Source organism: Kribbella sp. NBC_00482 (assembly GCF_036013725.1).
Lineage (GTDB): Bacteria > Actinomycetota > Actinomycetes > Propionibacteriales > Kribbellaceae > Kribbella.
The window spans coordinates 8143940-8163447 of the sequence record NZ_CP107881.1; the positions used below are offsets into that span (position 1 = coordinate 8143940).

Consider the following 19508-nt stretch of genomic DNA (forward strand, 5'->3'; position numbering starts at 1 on the left):
TCATGGAGACCAACGCACTCGTCGAGCGGATCTTCCGGAACGCCGGAGCCACGCTCGAGCTCTACTCCATCTACCTCGGCGAGCGCCTGGGCCTGTACCGGTCGCTCGCCGAGCAAGGCCCGGCGACGTCCGTCGAGCTGGCCGAACGCACCGGCACCAACGAGCGCTACATCCGCGAATGGCTGGAGCACCACGCCGCCAGCGGACTCGTCGACGTCGACGACGTCACCGCGGCTGCCACCGTACGGCGCTACACCCTGCCGCCCGAGCACGTTCCGGTGCTGGCTGACCCGGACCACGTCGACTACCACGGCTACAAGGGAGTCGAGCTCGCACGGGCGGCCCGGATGCTGCCCGACCTGGTCGAGGCGTACCGCACCGGCGACGCGCCGCCGCACCAGCCGTGGGAGCCCGAAGGACGGGCGGAGTTCAACCGGCCGACGTACCTGAACCTGCTCGGCAAACAGTGGCTGCCCGCCATTCCCGAGATCGACGAGCGGCTCCGCGCCGACCCGCCGGCCCGGGTCGCCGACTTCGCCTGCGGCACAGGCTGGTCGTCGATCGCGATGGCCCAGGCCTATCCACGCATCACCGTGCACGGTCTCGACCTCGACGAGGACGCCATCGCCGCAGCAACCCGGCACGCACTCGAAACAGGACTGAGCGAACGCGTCAGCTACTCGGTCGCGAACGCATCCGACGCCTCACAGAGCGGCCGGTTCGACCTGGTCACGATTCTTGAGGCCATGCACGACATACCGCGACCAGTCGACGCGCTGCGGAGCGCGCGGCAACTGCTGGCACCAGGCGGTTCGGTCCTCATCCTCGACGAGCTGGTCGAGGACGAGTTCACCGCCCCTGCTTCGGAGCTGGAGCGGTACCACTACGGCTGGAGCCTGATGTCCTGCCTGCCGGACGCGATGGGCGATCCGGAGTCGGCCGCGACCGGCGCGGTGATGCGGCCGGCGACGCTCCGCCGGTACGCCACCGAGGCAGGGTTCCAGGAGATACAGATCCTGCCGTTCCACACCTCGCTGTTCCGCTTCTACCGACTCATCCCGTGACCGCGTCGGCCTTCGCCTGCAGGTAGCGCTGTTCCGGGAGGCTCGTCGTACGGCGGGCTGCGGCCAGGTAATGCTCGTGTGCCTTCGCCGGATCCCCCGCGCGCTCGTACAGGTGCGCGCGGACCGCGTCCAGCCGGTGCGTCTCGGTGATGTTCTTGTCGTCCTCGAGGGTCGCGAGCAGGTCGAGACCCGCCTGCGGACCCTCGACCTGGGCGAGCGCGATCGCGCGGTTGAGCGTCACCATCGGGTTCGGCGCGAGCTTCTCGAGCAGCAGGTACAACGCGAGGATCTGCCGCCAGTCGGTCTCGTCGGCGCTCGGCGCCTCCGCATGGACGGCGGCGATCGCGGCCTGCAACTGGTACGACCCGACCGCGCCCTGCTGCAGCGTGTGCAGGGTCAGGTCGGCGCCTTCGGTGATCTGAGCGCGGTCCCACAACGACCGGTCCTGCTCGTCGATTGGCACCAGGCCGCCGTCCGCGGTCGTCCGCGCGGCGCGGCGTGAGTCTGTCAGCAACATCAACGCCAGCAGGCCCGCGACCTCACCGTCGTCGGGCAGTGATGCTCGCAGCATCCGGGTCAGACGGATCGCCTCGGCCGTCAGCTCGACCCGCTGCAACTCCTCGCCCGAGCTGGCCGTGTAGCCCTCGTTGAAGATCAGGTACAGCACCTGCAGTACGACGCGTTGCCGCTCGGCCCGCTCCGGCTCGGGCGGCATCACGAACCGGCTGCCCGCCGCCTTGATGCTCTTCTTCGCGCGGCTGATCCGCGGCGCCATCGTTGCCTCCGGCACCATGAACGCGCGGGCGATCTCCGCGGTGGTCAGACCGCCGACCGCTCGCAGCGTCAACGCGACCTGCGAGGCGGGCGTGACCGCCGGGTGGCAGCAGAGGAACAGCAACGTCAACGTGTCGTCGGTGTCCGGTGCCTCGTCCACGTCGGCGCCCGGCGAAACCAACTCCTCAGGGCCGGCCATCGCCGCGACGTTGTCCTCGCGCCGCCGCCGCGCGTTCTCGCTCCGGAAGGCGTCGGTGAGCCGCCGCGTCGCGACCGTGATCAGCCAACCCCGCGGGTTCCCCGGTACGCCGTCCACCGGCCACTGCGTCGCCGCAGCCAGCAACGCCTCCTGTACGGCGTCCTCACACAGGTCGAACTGCCCGTGCCGCCGAGCCAGAAACCCCAGCACCTGGGGCGCGAGCTCCCGCAGCAGCCCCTCCACACTCACGCGCTCGTCCACCCCCTGTACCCTACGCGTCGACCTGCAGCACGACAGTACGTATACGCCCACTACGCCTGATCGACCGACCCGCTGAGCGTGCGGGCGGCCGCGCCGAGCGGACACCTCCTGTCGAGCTGCCGATCAGCTAAACGACCAACCCGACCAGGCATCGGCTCGGACCGTGATCACCGGGCCCCTCGGTGGATCTGCCTCGTACTGCGGGTACTTGGCTACCAGCAGCTCGAGCGCTGCGGCGTGCTCGGGTAGCACTCGCGCGGTCCCGTCGACCCGGACCCACCACAGATGCGTCCAGTCCTCGTCGTACTCGTCCACCAGTACGGCGACCCGCTCGTGCGCCGCGATGTTCCGCAGCCGCTTCAGCGCAGTCGTCGACTTCGGCTTCTGATCGATAGCGATGAACAGCTCGTCCGCGTGTACGGCGTACGTCACCGGGACGATGTGCGGGCGCAGATCCACCCCGACACTCCCCAACCGCCCAACCCGAGCCGCCGCAACCCGAGCCCGACATGTCCCCTCATCCATCCGCACCCCCCGACACTAACCACCCCACCCCTCCACCCCACCCAATTTTGCCTGGCTCACCCAGGCATTTGACTGGCTCACCCATGAAGTTCGGGGTTCGTCACCCTGAATATGGGTGGCTAAGGCACAACGTCATGGGTCGGCCAGCCAAATGCGTGGGTCAGCCAGGGAAATGGGGCGGGGCTAGATGTGGTGGCGAGAAGAGGTGCGGTTGTGGCGGGGTGAGGGGAGCGTTCACCGTTGCAGGTGGCGGAGGGTTGTTGTTGGGAGTTTGCGGGTTAGGGGGCCTAGGAGGGAGGTGTCGCGGAGGGCGGTTCGGGCGGCTAGGTGGCCGCAGGCTCCGTGGACGCCGCCGCCGGGGTGGATGGCGGAGCTGCCCAGGTACAGGCCGTCGACGAAGGTGCGGGCGCTGCCCAGGCCGATCGTCGGGCGGAAGACCAACTGCTGGTGGAGCTGCATCGTTCCGCCGCCGAGCGCGCCGAAGCCGAGCGCCGCGTTCCCGGACTCGAGCGACGACGGACGCTGCAGGTCGCGGCCGATGACGAGGTCGCCGAAGCCCGGGGCGAACCGCTCGATCGCGCGTTCCATCCGGCCGGCCAGCTTCTCGGCCGCCGCGTCGTCGGAGATTCCGCGCGGCAGGTGCGCATAGGCCCAGACCGCCTCCGTCCCCGAAGGCGAGCGCGTCGGATCCGTCTTCGTGGTCTGGCCGATCAGCAGGAACGGCTGCGACGGCACCCGCCCGGTGTCGAGGTCGGCGGACAGGTGCACGAGGTCGTCCGCCGTACCGCCGAGGTGTACGACGCCCGCGGAACGTGCCTCCACCGACGTCCAAGGGATCGGGCCGCTCAGCCGGAAGTTCAGCTTGACCGTCGGGTAGTCCCACTCGAACCGCTCGTCCAGATCCCGCCGCAGCCCACCCGGAATGAGGGCCTGCGGCAACAACTCGCCGTACAGCGCCGGCGCTGAGGTGTCCGCGACGACGGCGCGCTCGACGGTCACGGTCTCACCGGAGGCGGTGTGTACGGCGGTCACTCGGCCCGCGGAGACCTCGAGACCGGTGACGGGCGTACCCGGGACGAGCAACGCCCCCGCACGCTCGGCCCGCCGTACCAGCGCGCCGGAGAATGCGGAGGATCCGCCGGCCGCGACCGGGAACCCGACGTCCTGGGCCAGCATCGCGAGCAGCCAGCCCATCGTCCCGCTGACGGCGCCCGACAACGGCGCATCCGCGTGCAGCGAGTTCCCGGCGATGATCGCCGGACCGTGCCGCCCGTCGAACAGCTCCTGGCCCATCCGGTGCATCGGCATCGCCATGAACCGCGCGAACCGCAGCAACTCCCCCGCCGAACCCAGCTTCCGGGCCAGTTTCAGCCCCGGCCCGACCGGCGGCCAGGTGGTGAGCAGCGCGTTCAGCAGCGGCTCCCGGATCGACACGTACTGCTGATACAGGCGCAACCACGCGTCACCGTCGCCCGGGTGCTCGGCGCCGAGCGACTTCGCGGTGTCCTCCGGATCCGGGTGGATCGCGGCCGCGGCGCCCTCGGAGTCGAGCAGGTGGACAAGCGGGAGCGGCGCATGCGCCCATTTCAGGCCGAACTTCTCGAGTTCCAGCGCCCGGAGCACCGGTGACGCGACCCCGAGCGGGTAGTTCGAACTGAAACGATCGCTGATCCAGCCGCCGTCCTCGGTCGACCGGACGGCACCGCCGAACGTGTCGGCGGCTTCCAGGACCAGCACGTCCCAGCCCGCGTCGGCAAGAGTGATCGCGCTCACCAGGCCGTTCGGCCCCGAACCGATCACCACGGCATCAACACTGCGCGGCAGCATGGTTCGAGCCTAACCGGAGCGGGCTTCGATCTCTTGCATGAGGGTGGTGAGCTCGCGGGCGCGGCCGATCATGGCGGGGTCGACCATGCGCCCGTCGGGGAGCACGATCACGCCGCCGCGGGCGACATCCGCCTTCTCGACGGCCGCCAGCAATGCCTCCGCCTCGGCGACCTGGATCGCCGGCGGAGTGAACGCCTCGACGATCGTGGTGAGCTGCCGCGGGTGGATCGCCGTACGGCCGACGAATCCGAGCGCCCGGCCTTCCTGCGACGTACGCCGGAGCCCGTCCAGATCCTGCACGTTCGGGTAGACCGACATCATCGGCGCACCCAGGCCGGCGGCCCGCGACGCGGACACGAGGCGGCCGCGCGCCCAGGCGAGACCCTCCGTGCCGTCCACCCCGAGCGAGCTGGACAGGTCCGCCTCACCGAGCGTGACCGCGACGACACGTGGGTCGGCGGTGGCGATCTCGAACGCCCGCTCGAGGCCCAGCGGTGACTCGATCACGGCCGTGATCCTTGCCGACGGCACCTTTTCGAGCACCTCCTGCACCTCGGCCGCGCTCTCGACCTTCGGCAACCGGATCCGGGCCGAAGGTACGGCGGAGATCGCCGCCAGGTCGTCCGCGATCCACGGCGTCCCGAGCGCGTTCACCCGGACCTCCACCGGCCCGTGCGAGTTCACCGCGATCCAGGCCACCGCCCAGCCACGCGCGTCCGCCTTGTCGGCGACCGGTACCGCGTCCTCGAGGTCGAACACCACCAGATCGGGGCGCGCGGCAACAGCCTTCGCGAACCGGTCCGGCCGGTTGGCCGGAACATACAGTGCGGTCAGCACTTCAACGCCCCCTCAGACACTCCCTAAACCACTCCAGCTGCGCGCAGCGCCGCCAGCTGATCCGGCGTGACGCCGATCTCGGCGAGCACCTCGTCGGTGTTCGCGCCGTGCGGCCGGCCGGCCCACTTGATCGCTCCCGGCGACTCGGACAGCCGGAACAGCACGTTCTGCATCTGCACCGGGCCCAGCTCGTCGTCGTCGACGCTGACGATCGTCTCCAGAGCGGCGTACTGCGGATCGGTCATGATGCCGCGGATGTCGTGCACCGGCCCGACCGCGGCCTCGGCCTTCTCGAACTCCTCCATCACGAGCTCCAGCGAACGCGCCGCGATCCACGACCCGACCGCGTCGTCGAGCTCGTCGGCGTGCTGGGCGCGCTCACGCCCGGTCGCGAACCAGGGCTGCTCGACCAGGTCGGCGCGTCCGACCAGCGTCAGCACCCGCTCAGCGATGCTCTGCGAACTGGTCGACACGGCAACCCACCGGCCATCAAGAGTCCGGTACACGTTCCGCGGAGCGTTGTTCGACGACCGGTTCCCGAGCCGCGGCTGCACGTACCCGGTCTGCTGGTACGCCGTGATGCCGCCGCCGAGCATCATCAGGATCGGCTCGATGATCGCCATGTCGATGACCTGCCCCGCCCCGGACCGGTCCCGCTCGCGCAACGCCACCAAGACGGCGTACGCCGTGGCGAGCGCGGTGATCCCGTCTGCGAGTCCGAACGGCGGCAACGTCGGCGGGCCGTCCGGCTCACCCGTGACGGCCGCGAAACCGCTCATCGCCTCGGCCAGCGACCCGAAACCGGGACGCCGCGACCACGGCCCGACCTGCCCGAACGCCGTCACCCGCGCGATCACCAACCGCGGGTTCGCCTCGAGCAGCACGTCGGGTCCAAGGCCCCAACGCTCCAGCGTGCCCGGCCGGAAGTTCTCGACGAGGACATCGTTCTGCTGAACCAGTGAGAGGAACACGTCCCGGCCGCGCGACAGGTCCAGCGTCGCGAGCCGCTTGTTCCGGCCGAGGGTCTTGAACCAGAGCCCGACGCCGTCCTTCGAGGCGCCGTGCGTCCGCGCGGCGTCCGGGCGGGCCGGGTGCTCGATCTTCGTGACGTCGGCGCCGAAGTCGCCGAGGAAGGTCGCCGCCAGCGGTCCCGCGAACAGCGTCGCCGCCTCCAGCACCTTCACCCCGTCGAGCGGAGCAGGTCTCATCCCGCGCACCTGAAGCCGATGGTCTCCGAGCGGTCGAGCCCGCCTCCGGTCAGCACCAGCTTGAAGCTGACGTCCGGGTCCTGCGGCCCGCCGTCGGCGTACCAGTCGGAGCCCTCGGCAACATAGTGCGAGCCGCCCTTGAGTATGCAGAACCGGCTGCGGCCGTCGCGGTGCTCGCTCTCGGTCAGGTTCCACACCAGCGGCTCGCGCCGGACGAAACCCTCTTCGAGCGCGGCGAGCTGCCACTCGTCCTCGGTGGGCAGCCGGCCGCCACGCCACGCGGCGTACGCCCGCGCGTCCGGCAGATCGACGTACGTCACCGGCTGGTCCTCGGTCCCGGAGACGGGAGCGCCGTCGACCCAGTGCTGCAGGAACCGGTTCGCGATCAGCGGCCGGTAGCCGGTCGCCTGCACGAAGGCCAAGTACTCCGCGTTGGTCACCTCGGCAACAGCCACCGAGGCACCAGGCAACGAGACCTCGCGCTCGACCTTCTGGAGGTCGTGCAGGCGAGGCGGCAGCGGCTTCCACTCCTCGACGTACGGCGCGGTGTCGTACAGCCCGGTCTCACGCCGCCGGTGCCGGACCGTCAACGTCCGCTCCCCCGCCGGCACGTCGACCGTCGGACCGATCTCGGCAGGTCCCGCAGTGACACCGGAAGGGGCCGGCACTCGGACCAGCTCGGCCGGACGCATCGGGAACGCGGACTCGTTGACATGCGCCCGCGGCATGGTGCCCAACCGGCGAGCAGTCGCCCGGCACGAGGCCCCGGCGGTCGCACCGACCCGGACGATCCCGGCCACGCCGCGCCCCGGAACGGTCAGGTGTACGCCGTCGTCGTCCGCGGTGATCGGCACGCCCGAGGTCACGTCGTACCAGTCGCCGACCTGGTCCTCGGAGCGCAGCACGATGCCGTCGAAGTCCTCGTCGTGGCGGTTGATCAGCGTCCAGAACGTGATGTCGGCCAGGTCGAACCGGGACCCGAAGACGCCGTGGTCGCGAGCCTTCTCCGGGATCTCCGGCGTCAGCTGGATCCAGTCGCCGGCGATCAGCACCGGCGCGAACGCCCGCTGCGCGGCGACCATCCGGCGCAGGGTCGCGCGGTCGCGGGCGTTCCAGCCGACCCACGCCGAGAACACCGACTCCCAGACCAGCATGCCGACACCGTTCACCCACGCGGACTGCAGTTCGTCGCTGTGGTCCCGGTTCCAGCGGCGGGTGTGGTGCATCATGTGCCGGCGCTCGAACAGGTGCGCCCGCAGTACGCCGGGCGTGTGCGTGTCGGCGAACCACTGCGCCCAGGACAGCGCATGGTCACCGATCCTTGCCATCGGCAACCGTGACTCGCCCTCGAGCGCGATCGCCGGGTTCGCCTGCCGGATCGCGCGGGTGAACTTCGGGTCGCCCTCCTTGAGGGTGTCCAGGAACACGCCGTCGACCGCGTAGTCCGTGACCAGGGTCGCGAACTCGTCCGCGTCCGAACGGTCCGCCCGGCGGGTGCCGACGTCCCACGGGTTGTAGTCGAAGAACACCTTCAGGCCGAGCCGGTGCAGGTCGTCGATCAACGCACGCAGACCGGGTACGTCGCGGTAGAAGTCGAACTGGTTGCGATCGTCGATCCCGATCACCGGGTACGCGTGCCAGAGCACGATCGCGTCGTACCCGCCGAACTCGGCGACACCGTGCTCGACGAACTTCTCCGGCGTGAACTTCCCGGTCTCAACGTTGTAGAGAAGGTCGTCCCAAAGCCAGACGAGCGCCACCGAGTACGCCGTCTGGGTCCATTCGCGGCCGGGCTCGTCGTAGCGCGATCCGTCGTACCGGGTCCGTTCGATCGCGCCGAACCGCCATTCGGCCAGTTTCGCGCGCCACCGCGGCAGGTCGGACGGGTCCTCCGGCGCGCCGAGGATCTTGGCGTCGTCCAGGAAGGACAGGTCGGTCCCGAGCCCGAGATCGACCCGACCGGGTAGATCGATGGGCCGCGGTTCGAGCGGATTCACAGGTACACCTCCGCATAACGCGCGTCGATTGCATCCCCGTGAGGCACTGAGGGAATCGCCCCCGCGGCCTGAACACTCAATGAAGCAGCAACGTTAGCGCGTCGGACCGCGTTCGTCAGGTCGCTTCCCGTGATCGAGTCGTTAGCTGACACGGCAGTTAACGTTGCAGCCAGCACCCCACAGAATGTGTCCCCCGCGGCCGTCGTGTCGACGACCTCCACGGGTACGCCGGGAACTGCGATCTCGTCCGCGTCCCGGGTCAGAATCACTGCGCCCGCCCCGCCAAGGGTGACGACCGCCGCCGGCACCTTCTTCAGCAGCGCGGACCGGTCCGGCCCGGCGATCGCCTCGGCCTCGGTCTCGTTCACCACCAGCAGATCGACCTCCGCGAGCAACTCGTCGGACAGCTCGGCCGCCGGGGCCGCGTTCAGGATGAAGTACCCCGCTGCGGCGGCCGCCGCGTGAACGGTCGCGAACGGGATCTCCAATTGGGAAAGCACAATTTTCGCTTGTCCGATAGCGGCCACGGCGTCGGCCGACAGCGTCAGCTCACCGTTCGCACCCGGCGCGACCACGATCGCGTTCTCACCGCTCTCCTCGACCGTGATGATCGCCGTCCCGGTCGGGGCCTCGCTGGTCGTCGCCAGCGTCAGGTCCACACCCTCCAACGCGGCCCGCAACAGCGCACCGCCGTCGTCGTCCCCGAGGGCGACCACCATCGCCGTCCGCGCACCGGCGCGCGCCGACGCCACCGCCTGGTTCGCGCCCTTACCGCCCGGACCACGGGTCATCGGACCCGACAGGACCGTCTCACCCGGCCGCGGGATCCGCTGCACCGGCAACACCAGATCCACGTTCGCACTACCGACAACAACAACCTCAGGCTCCACCCCGGGCCACCTCCACAGTCCGCCTCGCCAGCTCGTCGATCGCGATCTGGTTCATCCCCGGGAGGCTTGTGGTCACCCGGTTGTCCAGTGGTGCAGACCACTCTGCCGGAACCCCCCGCGTCGCGCCAAAAACAGCGCCCACCGTAGCGCCGGCCGAGTCCGTGTCCCAGCCGCCCATCACCGCGCGACCGATCGCCGTCGTGAAGTCCGGAGCAGTCAGTGCGTAGGCAGTGAGTGCGGTGTTGTTCACCGCATGTACCCAATGCAGGTCGCCGTACTCCGCGTGCAGAGCGTCGAGCGCGTCGTCCAGCTCGGCATCAGCGAGGGTCAGTCCGAAACGGACCGCGCGGGCGATCGCGCCCTGACCGCTGATCACCTCCAGCCCGGCGACCGCGGCCTTGACCGGATCGTCGAGCACCAGAGCGGCGGCCGACATCGCGGCGACCCAGAGCGCGCCGTCGACGCCGGCACTGGTGTGACTGAGCCGGGCGTCGACCAGTGCGAGCCGCGCGGCCGCGGTCCGGTCGCCGGGGTGCGCCCAGCCGTAGGCGTCGGTCCGGATCTGGGCGCCGATCCACTCCCGGAACGGGTTCCCGACGACGGCCGCGCGGGCCGGCTCGACCCCTTCCAGAAGGTTGCGGTAGGCAACACGTTCGGCGGTGAACACCCGGCCGGCCGGCAGGTCGTTCAACCAGCTCTGCGCAACGTCGTCCGTCGTCAGCCCCGGCCCGAACCGCTCCATCATCAGCAGCGCCAGGATCGCGAAGTTGATGTCGTCGTCCTCGGGCATGCCGTCGATGACCTCGCGCAGGCTGTTCACCTTCGACCGCCGGTTCCACGGCCACCGCTGCTGCACCTCGTCCGGTACGCCGACGGCAGTGATGTACTGCGCCAACGGCCACTGGCCGGAACTCGCCAGGATCTCCCGGATGCCTTCGCGCGGGATCTTCTCGACCGGCTTGCCGAGCAGGTTGCCGGCCATCCGCCCGAGCCAGGCGTTCAACGTCCGGGTCTCCAGCTCGACCGGCTCGCCCAGCGAGGGCAACTCCGGAATTGCGGGCTCGCGCCACTCCCCTGTCCTGGCGTCGAGCACGTCGAGCAGCTCGCGAGCAAGCACACGCAGCGCGGGCGTCGCCGGTTCGTCGGAGGCACCGGACACCGGTGCGTCCGTCGTACCGCCGGCGGCGAGCCAGCGGGCCTGCACGTCGGTGACGTCAACGCCTTCCGACCGCGCCTGGACCAGTTGGTGCGGGAGGAGATCCTCCGGTTGCACCCAGGTCATTCTCATCGCACTGCTTCCTTCCCTTGTTGCACCAGGCGAAACGCCCACCTGGATCGTTCTCTCGGCGCGGGCCGATACTTCGGCCCATGGTCACCCGCCGCAGCTTTCTGACCGCCACGGGCGCTGCCGCAGCGCTCGCGATGACCGGCAACCTCCCTGATCTCGTCGATGCAGCAGGAATACCGCATCGCACCGACAAAAGGCCGCTCTTCACCCTCGGCGTCGCCTCGGGCGACCCGCTGCCGGACGCCGTGGTCATCTGGACGCGGCTCGTACCCGGTCCGCTCGAACCGTTCGGCGGTATGGACGGCCGCACGGTGAACGTCGAATGGGAGGTCGCCGAGGACGAGACGTTCCGCAGAGTGGTACGTCGCGGCACGGCGCACGCTCGTGCGGAGTACGCCCACACGGTGCACGTCGACGTACGCGGGCTGCGTCCGTGGCGGCACTACTTCTACCGTTTCCGTGCCGCCGGTCAGATCAGCCCGGTCGGTCGTACGCGGACCGCGCCCGCGCCGTCCGACGAGCCGGCCGTGACGATGGCGGTCGCGTCCTGCCAGGCCTTCTACGACGGGTTCTACACGGCGTACCAAGACGTCGTACGCCGGGAGCACGATGTCGTGCTGTTCCTCGGCGACTACATCTACGAGGTCGGCGTCGGCCCGACCGCCGGCGTACGGAACCAGGCTGTGCCGGTCGACTTCGCCGGCGAGATCTTCACGCTCGACGAGTACCGGGCCCGCTACGCGTTGCACAAGACCGACCCCGACCTCCAGGCCGCGCACGCGGCGGCGCCGTGGATCGTCACGCTCGACGACCACGAGGTCGAGGGCAACTGGGCCGGGTACGTGTCCGAGGACGGCCTTCCGCACGACGACTTCCTGGTACGCCGGGCCAACGGGTTTCGCGCGTACTGGGAACACATGCCGCTGCGTCTCGACCAGTCCCCCGACGGCCCGTCGATCCGCTTGCATCGCCATCTCCGCTACGGCCGTACCGCCGACCTGAGTGTCCTGGACACGCGGCAGTTCCGCGACGACCAGACGAGTACCGGCGGCTGGCTGCCGCCGGACGCGGTGTCGACCGACCCGGCGCGCACGATCACCGGCGACGCCCAGGAACGCTGGCTCCTGGACACGCTCGGCCGGTCGACGAGCCGTTGGAACGTCGTCGCCCAACAGGTCGCGATGGCCCAACTCGACCGCAAGACCGGTCCGGACCTGGAGCTCCCGATGGACACCTGGAACGGGTACGCCGCATCCCGCGACCGCGTGCTCTCCGGCGTCCGCGACCAGGACGTGCGCAACTTCGTCGTACTGACCGGAGACCTGCACCGCAGTGTCGCCTCCGACCTGCGGGTCAACTTCGCGGACCCGAATACTCCGGCGATCGGCACTGAGTTCGTCACCACGTCGATCTCGTCCGGCAAGGACGGCGTCGACACCGACGCGACCGGACGCGCGCTGCTCGCCGAGAACCCGCACGTCAAGTACCAGAACGTGCAGCGCGGCTACCTCAGCTGCCGTCTCGACCGCACCCGGTGGACGTCCGAGTTCCGCATCGTCGACCGCGTCGTCACACCCGGCGGTACGGCGTCCACCCGCGCCACCCTGGTCGTCGAGGACGGCCGCCCCGGTACCCATCTCGCCTGAACGGACCACCCCATGCTCCGACGCTTGGCCCTCGTCGCCGTCCCGCTGACACTCCTCGTTGCTACCAGCAACAACCACGTCGAGATCAGTGCCACCCCACAACCGGTCGAGGTCGTCCCGCTGCCGTGCTTCCCGGCCGGCAAACTCACCCTCGGCATGACCAACACCGGCAGCAAACCCACGGTCGCCGACCTGCGCATCTACGGCGACCCACAGCTCACATTGTCCCGGCACCAGTTCTCCAGCTACCTGCCGGTCGACCAACTGGTGAAGGCCCCGCTCGAGATCACCGTTCCGCGCGGCACCGCGCCCGCGACCCACACCGTCGACCTCACCGTCGGCAAGGAGCGTCTGCAGGTGCCGGTGGTGATCAAGCCTGTCCCAGCGCGCGACAACGTGCTGCTCGGCGAGCAGGCCGTCGCGTCGTCCACCAACGGCAACATGCGGCTGTGCGGCGGCGTCGACGGCAACGCCGACTCGGCGCAGTGGGGCGCCAGCGGCTGGCACGACAACACCAAGGGCGTCTTCCCCGACACGTACGGCGTCGACTTCGTCCAACCCACCACGATCGGCCGGGTCGTACTGCAGACCCTCGACTCGACCACCTACCCCGCGGCGGTGATGGGCATCCGCGACTTCGACCTCCAGGTCCGCACCGGGAGCACTTGGACGACGGTCGACGAGGTCCACGGCAACACCCAAGGCCGCGTGACCATCACCTTCGCACCGCTTACTGTCGATGCCCTCCGCTTGGTCATCCGCGACTCCAACGACCACGGCTACTCGCGGATCGTGGAGTTGGAGGGGTATAGCAGTTGACATTCAGACCAGCGCGTCCAAGGCCGCCGTACGCCGGGCCCACCGCTCGGCGTCAGCCGCCCGGATGTCCTTCACGACCGATGCCATCACCAGACCGGGTTGCACCAGGTCGGTCTTGCTCGCCTCGGCGATCTTGTCCGCCCAGTCCGCCGGTACGCCGTCCTGTCCGCTCAACGCACCGGTGATCGCGCCGGCCATCGACGCGATCGAGTCCGCGTCGCGGCCGTAGTTCGTGCCGCCCAGCACGGCCCGGCGTACATCTCCCTCGGAGACGAGCACGAAGCCGAGCGCGACCGGGAGTTCCTCGATCGCCTTGGTACGACTGGGACGGCGGGCATCCATCGACAGCTCGCGGTAGTTGGGGCCGACCGTGTCGTACGGCTCGATCGCCTTGCGCAGCACGGGAATCGCCTGTTCCCAGTCGGTCACGCCGTCGGCCGCTGCTGCCACTGCCTCGACGGCCCTCCGAGTGCCGTCCTTGGCCAGTACCAGCGCCGCTTCGACCGCCGACGAAGCCGTTGCCCCCGGCACCATCGCGGCGGCGACGGCGGCCGCGAACACCGCGGCCGCCTCCCGCCCGTAGCTCGACTGGTGCGCACCGGCGACGTCGAGCGCCTCGGCGTACGCACCCTCGGGATCGCCCGCGTTGGCGATCCCGACCGGCGCCATGTACATCGCCGCACCGCAGTTGACGATGTTGCCGACGCCGGCTTCCCGCGGATCCACGTGCCCGTAGTGCAGGCGGGCGACCAGCCACTTCTCGGCCAGGAACACCCGCTGCAGCAGCAACGCGTCCGCCTCGAGCTCGGGGATCCAGCGGGTCCCCTCGATCATCTTCGGCACCAGCGACTCGGCGACCGCGTAGGCGTCCAAGTGCGACCGGCGTTCGTCGTACACCTCGACCAGCGCGTGCGTCATCAAGGTGTCGTCGGTGATGTGCCCGTCGCCCTTGTGGTACGGCGCGATCGGGCGAGCTGTCCGCCAGTCGTCGTACCACGGGCCGACGATGCCGGTCACCCAGCCGCCGTGCCGCTCCCGGATCGCCTCCGGGGTCCAGCCCTCGACGGCTCCACCGATCGCGTCACCGACCGCGGAGCCGACGAGAGCGCCGACCGCCTTCGCTTCCAAAGTGCTGCTGGTCTTGTCCTGCATCAGTTGTTGACCTGACCCCATCCGTCGCTCAGTTTCTTGCCCAGCGCCGCGGCGTCGGTCTTGTTCGCCAGGTACTGCTGGAACGCCGGCGTCGCGATCTGGTCCTTCCACTGCGGGTAGTTCTCCACGCTCTGGAACGGCGCCTTGGTGAGGTCGGCGCCGCTGGCCAGGATCTGCTGCCAGCCGTTCTTGCCGCCGGTCGCCTTCAGGACCGCGTCCCGGGCCGCCTGGGTGGTCGGGATCAGCCAGTCGCCCTGACCGACCGCGGCCAGGTTCTCGGCCTTCATGAAGTAGTCGATGAACTTCGCCGACTGCTCGATGTGCTTGCCCTCGGCCGGCGCCGACAGGGTCTGCGGGTTCGCGGCCTGCTTGGTGCTGGTGCCCTTCAGCGGCGGCAGCACCTCCCACTGGAAGGTCTTCGGCGCCTCCGCGAGGATCTGCTGCGCGACGTAGTTGCCGGCCACAACCATCCCGTACTTGCCGGCGTAGAACCCGGGCAGTACGTCGGTACCGCTCAGGGTCAGCGAGGTCGGGTCGATCGACTTGTCGTCGTAGGCCATCGCGTGGATCCGCTTCGGCACCTCGAGCTCGGCGTCGCCGATGGTCGCCTTGGCGTCCTTGCCCGAGCCGTCGAAGAACTTCGCGTCGAAGTTCGCACCGAGGTTCAGCATCGTCGCGGTCGGGCTCTTCAGACCCCAGCCGAGACCGTACTTGCCGCCCGTCGTGAGCTTCTTCGCGTCGGCGGCCAGGTCGTCCCAGGTCAGCGAGTCACCGGTCGCGGTGATCCCGGACTGCTTGAGCAGCGCCGAGTTCGCGAACACGACGTACGACTGCAGCAGGGTCGGGGCGGCGTACACCTTGCCGTCCTTGGAGACCGTGTCCCAGACGCCCTGCGAAACGGCGTCCTTGGTCTCCTGGCTCAGGTACGGCGAGAGGTCCGCGAGGTAGCCCTGGTTGATGAAACCGGTGATGTCGGCGGACTCGTCGTGGATGATGTCCGGCGCGGTCCCGCCCTGGAACTGGGTCACCAACTGGTCGTGCACCGAGTCCCAGCTGCCCTGGACGTACTCGACCTGGATGTTCGGGTTGGCGGCGTTCCAGTCCGCGACGATCTTCTTGGTCGCGGCGACGGTCGTCTTCTGGAACGCGAGGCTCTGGAACTTCAGCGTCACCTTCTCGTTCGACGAGCCCGAACCGCCGTCGTCGCTGTTGCCCCCGCACGCGGCGAGCGTCACCAGCGCTCCCGCCGCGAGCAACGCGGTCAATACCTTCTTCATTACCTCTCCTAACCTTTGACTGCGCCGCTCAGCAGGCCGGAGGTCAACCGGCGCTGCAGGAAGGCGAAGAACACGAGACTGGGGACTGTGGCCAGCACGGAGGCGGCTGCGAGCGGGCCGAACTGGACTTGACCTTCCGCGCCCACGAAGCGGGCCAGGACCAGCGGAAGGGTCTTGAGTTGCGGGTCCTGCAGCAGGACCAGCGCGAAGAAGAACTCGTTCCACGCCGAGATGAACGTGAACATCGCGGTCGCGATCAGCCCCGGCCGGAGCAGCGGCATCACGATCGAGACGATCGTCCGGATCCGGCCGGCGCCGTCGACGGAAGCTGCTTCCTCCAGCTCGCGCGGCACCGCGGCGACGTACCCCTGCAGCATCCACAGGGCGAACGGGAGCGACCAGACCATGTAGACGATCACGACGCCGGGGATCGTGTTCGTCAGGTGCAGCGGACGCAGGATCATGAACAGCGGGATCACGATCAGGATCACCGGGAACACCTGGCTGACCAGGATCCAGCCGTTCGTCAGCGGACGCAGGCGGCTGCGGAAACGGGCCAGCGCGTACGAGACCGGGAGCGCAACGATCAGCACCAGGATCGTGCTGTAGATCGAGATCTGCAGGCTGTTGCCGAGGCCGCGGACCAGGCCCTGCTCGTTCAGCGCGTCGGTGTAGTTGGACAGGTCGAAGTGCTTCGGCAGCAGGCTCGGCGTGACGCTCGCGAACTCCTGCGGCGACTTCAGCGAACTGGAGATCAGCCAGAGCAGCGGGAAGCCGAGAAAGACCAGGTAGCAGACAACCGCGACGTACTGCAGGGCGCGGACGCCGGGACGAGTTCTCATGCCTCGCTCCTCAGGCGGTTCCGCAGATAGAAGAACAGGAACGCGATGATGATGACCACCATCACGTCACCCATCGCCGCGGCCATCCCGAAGTTGCCGTAGCGGAACGCCTCGTTGTAGGCGAACAGCATCGGCAGCATCGTCTTGCCGCCCGGGCCGCCGGCCGTCAGGACATAGACCAGGCCGAACGAGTTGAAGTTCCAGATCATGTCCAGGCTGGTGATCGCGACGATCACAGTCCGCAGCTGCGGGAGCGTGATGTTCCAGAACTGGCTCCAGGTGCTCGCGCCGTCGACCGCGGCCGCCTCGTAGAGGGTGCGGTCGATGCTCTGCAGGCCGGCCAGCAGCGTGACGGTGGTCATCGGCATACCGACCCAGATCCCCACCACGATCACGGCCGGGAGCGCCGTACCGAAGTCGCCGAGGAAGTTGATCGGGTGGTCGGTGAGGTGCAGCTTCTGCAGGACCTCGTTGACCGGGCCGTTGGTCGGGTGCAGCAGCAGGCGCCACATGATCGCGACGACCACCGGCGGCATCGCCCACGGGATGAGCGCGAGGGTGCGCGCGACACCGCGGAACTTGAGGTTCGTGTTCAGCAGCAGCGCGAGGCCGAGCGCGGCGACGAACTGCAGGATCGTCACCGACAGGGTCCAGATCACGCCGATCCGGAACGAGTCCCAGAACAGGTCGTTCTGCAGGAGTTTGCCGAAGTTGCCGAAGCCGATGAAGTTGGTGTCGACGCGCAGCCCGGCGCGGGCGTCGGTGAAGCCGAGCGCGATCCCGCGGATCAGCGGATAGACGCTCAGGATCAGCACCGGCAGCAGCGCGGGCAGGAAGAGCAGAATCGCCTCGCGATTCGCCTTCGGCCTCCCGCCCTTCTTCTTCACCGGCGCCGGCGGCGTCAGAGTTGCCGTCACGGCGTGGACCTCCTGATGCTCAGGGACGGCTGTACGACGATCCGCCGCGGGGTCCGTTCGTTGTCCTCGATCCTTGCCAGCAGCAACTCGGCGGCTCGGCGTCCGCGCTCGGCGGACCCCAGGTTCACGCTCGTCAACGGCGGAAAACTCTGCTCGGCGAGCTCGCTGTCGTCCATTCCCACCACCGCCACGTCGGCTGGAACCTCGAGCCCTACAGCAGCCAACTCGTGCATCAGCCCGACCGCGAGCAGATCGTTCGCGCAGATGACGGCATCGAACGCCGCACCCGGGGCCAGCAGGTCGGGAGCGGCAGCACGTCCTGCAGCGAAGGTGAAGTCACTTGCCTCGGCGACGGCGGCGGGCTGGAGCTCGTGCGCTTTGAGGGCCTCGGTGAATCCCTTGGAGCGGGCGGCGCCTGGGACCGTGTCCGCGGGGCCGTTCAGGAAGGCGATCCGTCGGCGGCCTTTCGCGACCAGGTGGTCGACGGCGAGCAGCATGCCCTTGGGCGAGTTGGCCCGGACGGTGTCGACGCCTGCTTTGGCGGGGACGTTACCGGCGACCACCACCGGCACCTCGCACTCGCGGATCGACTTGACCAGGTCCTCGTCGACCCGGATCGGGCTGATCAGCAAGCCGTCGGCGTACCCGCGCGCCATCCCCCGAACCAGCGCGACCTCGTCCACCACATCCGCCCCGGTCGTGGTCACCACCAGCCGGTACCCGGCGGCGGAGACGACTTCCTCGACCGCCCGCATCATCGTCACGTACACCGGGTTGCCGACGTCCGCGACCGCCAGCGTCAGCTGGAAGGTCCGCCCGACCTTCAGCGACCGCGCCCGCGCGTCCGGCACGTAGCCGAGCTCGTCGACCGCCCGCTGGACCCGCTCGACCATCTCCTCGGTGGCCGCCAGCCCGTTCAGCACGCGCGACACCGACGCCACCGAGACCCCCGCCGCCCGGGCCACCCCCGCGATCGTCGGACGACTCACGCCGACCTCCTGTAATCGTTCTTGTAATCGTTTACAGGACAGACCATAGGTCGCGGTGGTCTCGTGGTCAACCTCGTGGAGACCAGACTGGGATCAGGCGCGGTAGAAGAGCCAGGCGTCGGCCATGCGTTGGGACTGGCCGGGGGTGAACTGGGTGTAGCAGGAGTCGTACGAGTAGTCCATGTAGTTGTGGATCGGGTCGAGGCCGGGTGCCTTGCAGGTGTCCTTGCCGGCCGGGCAGCCGCTGGTCGGGGTCTTCTCGGCGGGGGTGTCGTCGACGAAGTCGCCCTTGGCGTTGCAGCCGCCGAAGAACGTGTGCTCGAGGTTCAGCCAGTGGCCGACCTCGTGGGTCGCCGTCTCCCCCTGGTCGTAGGTGCCGGCGTACCGGGTGGACGTGCCCGGGATGGACTCCCAGTCGAACACCACGCCGTCGAGATAGGCCTGACCCGGCTTCGTCACGATGTCGGGCAGGTAGGCCCAGCCGAGGAGGCCTTCACCGGCCGTCGTCGAGTACAGGTTCAGGGCGCTGGGCCCACCGGTGTGCAACGCCCGCTTCATGCTGTGTTCCGGCGTACCGCCCGCGCCGGCGTAGAACCAGGTCGCGTTGTCGGTCCGCGTCACGCCCGCGAGTGTGAACCTGAATCCGCTCCGCGCGCCGCCTTCACCACCCGCGAAGGTGTTGTTCAGTACGGCGATCTGGGTCTGGATCTGAGCCGCCGTGAGCGCACCGATCGCGCCGTCGGAGACGACGTGGAAGTAGACCGGAACCGTTGCCCTGAACCCCGGTTTCGCCTTGCCCTTCGCCGCCGCCGGCAGGTCCTGTGCGACCTGGCCGAGGTCAGGTTCCCGGCCGCCGCGTGTCTGGACGACGTTGTCCTCCGAGACGCACGGACCGGGACCCTCGGACGGTGCGGCTTGGCTCTGCGCACTCGTCAGTCCTGCCAACACCAACACCACGACACCGGTGATGCCTGCCGCCCTGCTCCACTTCATGGC

General features: G+C 69.2%; 17 protein-coding genes. 3 read left to right on the forward strand and 14 right to left on the reverse strand.

The annotated features are described in order from the left end of the window. The first annotated feature begins 2 nt into the window (after positions 1–2). Positions 3–1064, forward strand: coding sequence for a class I SAM-dependent methyltransferase (locus tag OHB24_RS39195; RefSeq protein ID WP_327636013.1), 1062 nt, complete (start codon positions 3–5; stop codon positions 1062–1064). On the opposite strand, the gene OHB24_RS39200 is transcribed toward OHB24_RS39195, so the two are convergent. The 8 genes from OHB24_RS39200 to OHB24_RS39235 all read right to left on the reverse strand — a co-directional run bounded on the left by OHB24_RS39200 (position 1054) and on the right by OHB24_RS39235 (position 10870). After that, the gene (locus OHB24_RS39200) at positions 1054–2298 is read right to left on the reverse strand and encodes an RNA polymerase sigma factor (protein WP_327636014.1); all 1245 of its coding nucleotides are present in this window, start codon (positions 2296–2298) and stop codon (positions 1054–1056) included. The two genes, OHB24_RS39195 and OHB24_RS39200, sit on opposite strands and share 11 nt — an antisense overlap. A gap of 123 nt (positions 2299–2421) precedes the next feature. Beyond that, positions 2422–2823: a TIGR03668 family PPOX class F420-dependent oxidoreductase gene (locus OHB24_RS39205; protein WP_327636015.1), complete on the reverse strand. Its 402-nt coding sequence runs from the start codon at positions 2821–2823 to the stop codon at positions 2422–2424. Between the two features lie 234 nt (positions 2824–3057). After that, positions 3058–4650: a phytoene desaturase family protein gene (locus OHB24_RS39210; protein ID WP_327636016.1), complete on the reverse strand. Its 1593-nt coding sequence runs from the start codon at positions 4648–4650 to the stop codon at positions 3058–3060. A 9-nt stretch (positions 4651–4659) separates the two neighbouring features. Then, a complete protein-coding gene (locus OHB24_RS39215; protein WP_327636017.1) occupies positions 4660–5487 on the reverse strand; it encodes an HpcH/HpaI aldolase/citrate lyase family protein in 828 nt (275 codons plus the stop codon). Positions 5488–5510: 23 nt separating this feature from the next. Next, positions 5511–6695, reverse strand: coding sequence for a CaiB/BaiF CoA transferase family protein (locus tag OHB24_RS39220; protein WP_327636018.1), 1185 nt, complete (start codon positions 6693–6695; stop codon positions 5511–5513). Then, complete coding sequence (locus tag OHB24_RS39225; RefSeq protein WP_327636019.1) at positions 6692–8692, reverse strand: SUMF1/EgtB/PvdO family nonheme iron enzyme; 2001 nt, start codon at positions 8690–8692, stop codon at positions 6692–6694. The genes OHB24_RS39220 and OHB24_RS39225 overlap by 4 nt, the downstream gene beginning before the upstream one ends. Beyond that, positions 8689–9582, reverse strand: a complete 894-nt coding sequence (locus OHB24_RS39230; protein ID WP_327636020.1) for a ribokinase — start codon at positions 9580–9582, stop codon at positions 8689–8691. Before OHB24_RS39230 ends, OHB24_RS39225 begins: the two co-directional genes overlap by 4 nt. Continuing rightward, positions 9572–10870, reverse strand: a complete 1299-nt coding sequence (locus OHB24_RS39235) for an ADP-ribosylglycohydrolase family protein (RefSeq protein WP_327636021.1) — start codon at positions 10868–10870, stop codon at positions 9572–9574. Before OHB24_RS39235 ends, OHB24_RS39230 begins: the two co-directional genes overlap by 11 nt. A gap of 80 nt (positions 10871–10950) precedes the next feature. Between OHB24_RS39235 and OHB24_RS39240 the strand changes: the two genes are divergently transcribed. Together OHB24_RS39240 and OHB24_RS39245 are read left to right on the forward strand one after the other, a co-directional pair. Further along, on the forward strand, positions 10951–12516 hold the full coding sequence (locus OHB24_RS39240) for an alkaline phosphatase D family protein (RefSeq protein ID WP_327636022.1): 1566 nt from the start codon (positions 10951–10953) through the stop codon (positions 12514–12516). A gap of 12 nt (positions 12517–12528) precedes the next feature. Continuing rightward, positions 12529–13335 carry a discoidin domain-containing protein gene (locus OHB24_RS39245; RefSeq protein ID WP_327636023.1) on the forward strand — a complete coding sequence of 269 codons (807 nt, stop codon included), beginning with the start codon at positions 12529–12531 and terminating at the stop codon, positions 13333–13335. Between the two features lie 3 nt (positions 13336–13338). Here OHB24_RS39245 and OHB24_RS39250 read toward each other — a convergent pair whose 3' ends face one another. The 6 genes from OHB24_RS39250 to OHB24_RS39275 form a co-directional block, all read right to left on the reverse strand. Beyond that, positions 13339–14487 carry an ADP-ribosylglycohydrolase family protein gene (locus OHB24_RS39250; protein ID WP_327636024.1) on the reverse strand — a complete coding sequence of 383 codons (1149 nt, stop codon included), beginning with the start codon at positions 14485–14487 and terminating at the stop codon, positions 13339–13341. Then, positions 14487–15764, reverse strand: coding sequence for an ABC transporter substrate-binding protein (locus OHB24_RS39255; protein ID WP_327636026.1), 1278 nt, complete (start codon positions 15762–15764; stop codon positions 14487–14489). The genes OHB24_RS39250 and OHB24_RS39255 overlap by 1 nt, the downstream gene beginning before the upstream one ends. Positions 15765–15772: 8 nt before the next feature. Beyond that, a complete protein-coding gene (locus tag OHB24_RS39260) occupies positions 15773–16606 on the reverse strand; it encodes a carbohydrate ABC transporter permease (protein ID WP_327636027.1) in 834 nt (277 codons plus the stop codon). Beyond that, positions 16603–17523, reverse strand: a complete 921-nt coding sequence (locus tag OHB24_RS39265) for a carbohydrate ABC transporter permease (protein WP_327636028.1) — start codon at positions 17521–17523, stop codon at positions 16603–16605. The genes OHB24_RS39260 and OHB24_RS39265 overlap by 4 nt, the downstream gene beginning before the upstream one ends. Next, positions 17520–18512, reverse strand: coding sequence for a LacI family DNA-binding transcriptional regulator (locus tag OHB24_RS39270; RefSeq protein ID WP_327636029.1), 993 nt, complete (start codon positions 18510–18512; stop codon positions 17520–17522). The genes OHB24_RS39265 and OHB24_RS39270 overlap by 4 nt, the downstream gene beginning before the upstream one ends. A gap of 93 nt (positions 18513–18605) precedes the next feature. Next, a complete protein-coding gene (locus OHB24_RS39275) occupies positions 18606–19505 on the reverse strand; it encodes a zinc metalloprotease (protein WP_327636030.1) in 900 nt (299 codons plus the stop codon). Between the last annotated feature and the right edge of the window lie 3 nt (positions 19506–19508).

Excerpts from the sequence above, each read along its gene's own strand:
- OHB24_RS39195 (WP_327636013.1), top strand. The coding sequence starts at position 3 with ATGGAGACCAACGCACTCGTCGAGCGGATCTTCCGGAACGCCGGAGCC.
- OHB24_RS39205 (WP_327636015.1), bottom strand. The coding sequence starts at position 2,823 with ATGGATGAGGGGACATGTCGGGCTCGGGTTGCGGCGGCTCGGGTTGGG.
- OHB24_RS39210 (WP_327636016.1), bottom strand. The coding sequence starts at position 4,650 with ATGCTGCCGCGCAGTGTTGATGCCGTGGTGATCGGTTCGGGGCCGAAC.
- OHB24_RS39220 (WP_327636018.1), bottom strand. The coding sequence starts at position 6,695 with ATGAGACCTGCTCCGCTCGACGGGGTGAAGGTGCTGGAGGCGGCGACG.
- OHB24_RS39235 (WP_327636021.1), bottom strand. The coding sequence starts at position 10,870 with ATGAGAATGACCTGGGTGCAACCGGAGGATCTCCTCCCGCACCAACTG.
- OHB24_RS39240 (WP_327636022.1), top strand. The coding sequence starts at position 10,951 with ATGGTCACCCGCCGCAGCTTTCTGACCGCCACGGGCGCTGCCGCAGCG.
- OHB24_RS39245 (WP_327636023.1), top strand. The coding sequence starts at position 12,529 with ATGCTCCGACGCTTGGCCCTCGTCGCCGTCCCGCTGACACTCCTCGTT.
- OHB24_RS39250 (WP_327636024.1), bottom strand. The coding sequence starts at position 14,487 with ATGCAGGACAAGACCAGCAGCACTTTGGAAGCGAAGGCGGTCGGCGCT.
- OHB24_RS39255 (WP_327636026.1), bottom strand. The coding sequence starts at position 15,764 with ATGAAGAAGGTATTGACCGCGTTGCTCGCGGCGGGAGCGCTGGTGACG.
- OHB24_RS39260 (WP_327636027.1), bottom strand. The coding sequence starts at position 16,606 with ATGAGAACTCGTCCCGGCGTCCGCGCCCTGCAGTACGTCGCGGTTGTC.
- OHB24_RS39275 (WP_327636030.1), bottom strand. The coding sequence starts at position 19,505 with ATGAAGTGGAGCAGGGCGGCAGGCATCACCGGTGTCGTGGTGTTGGTG.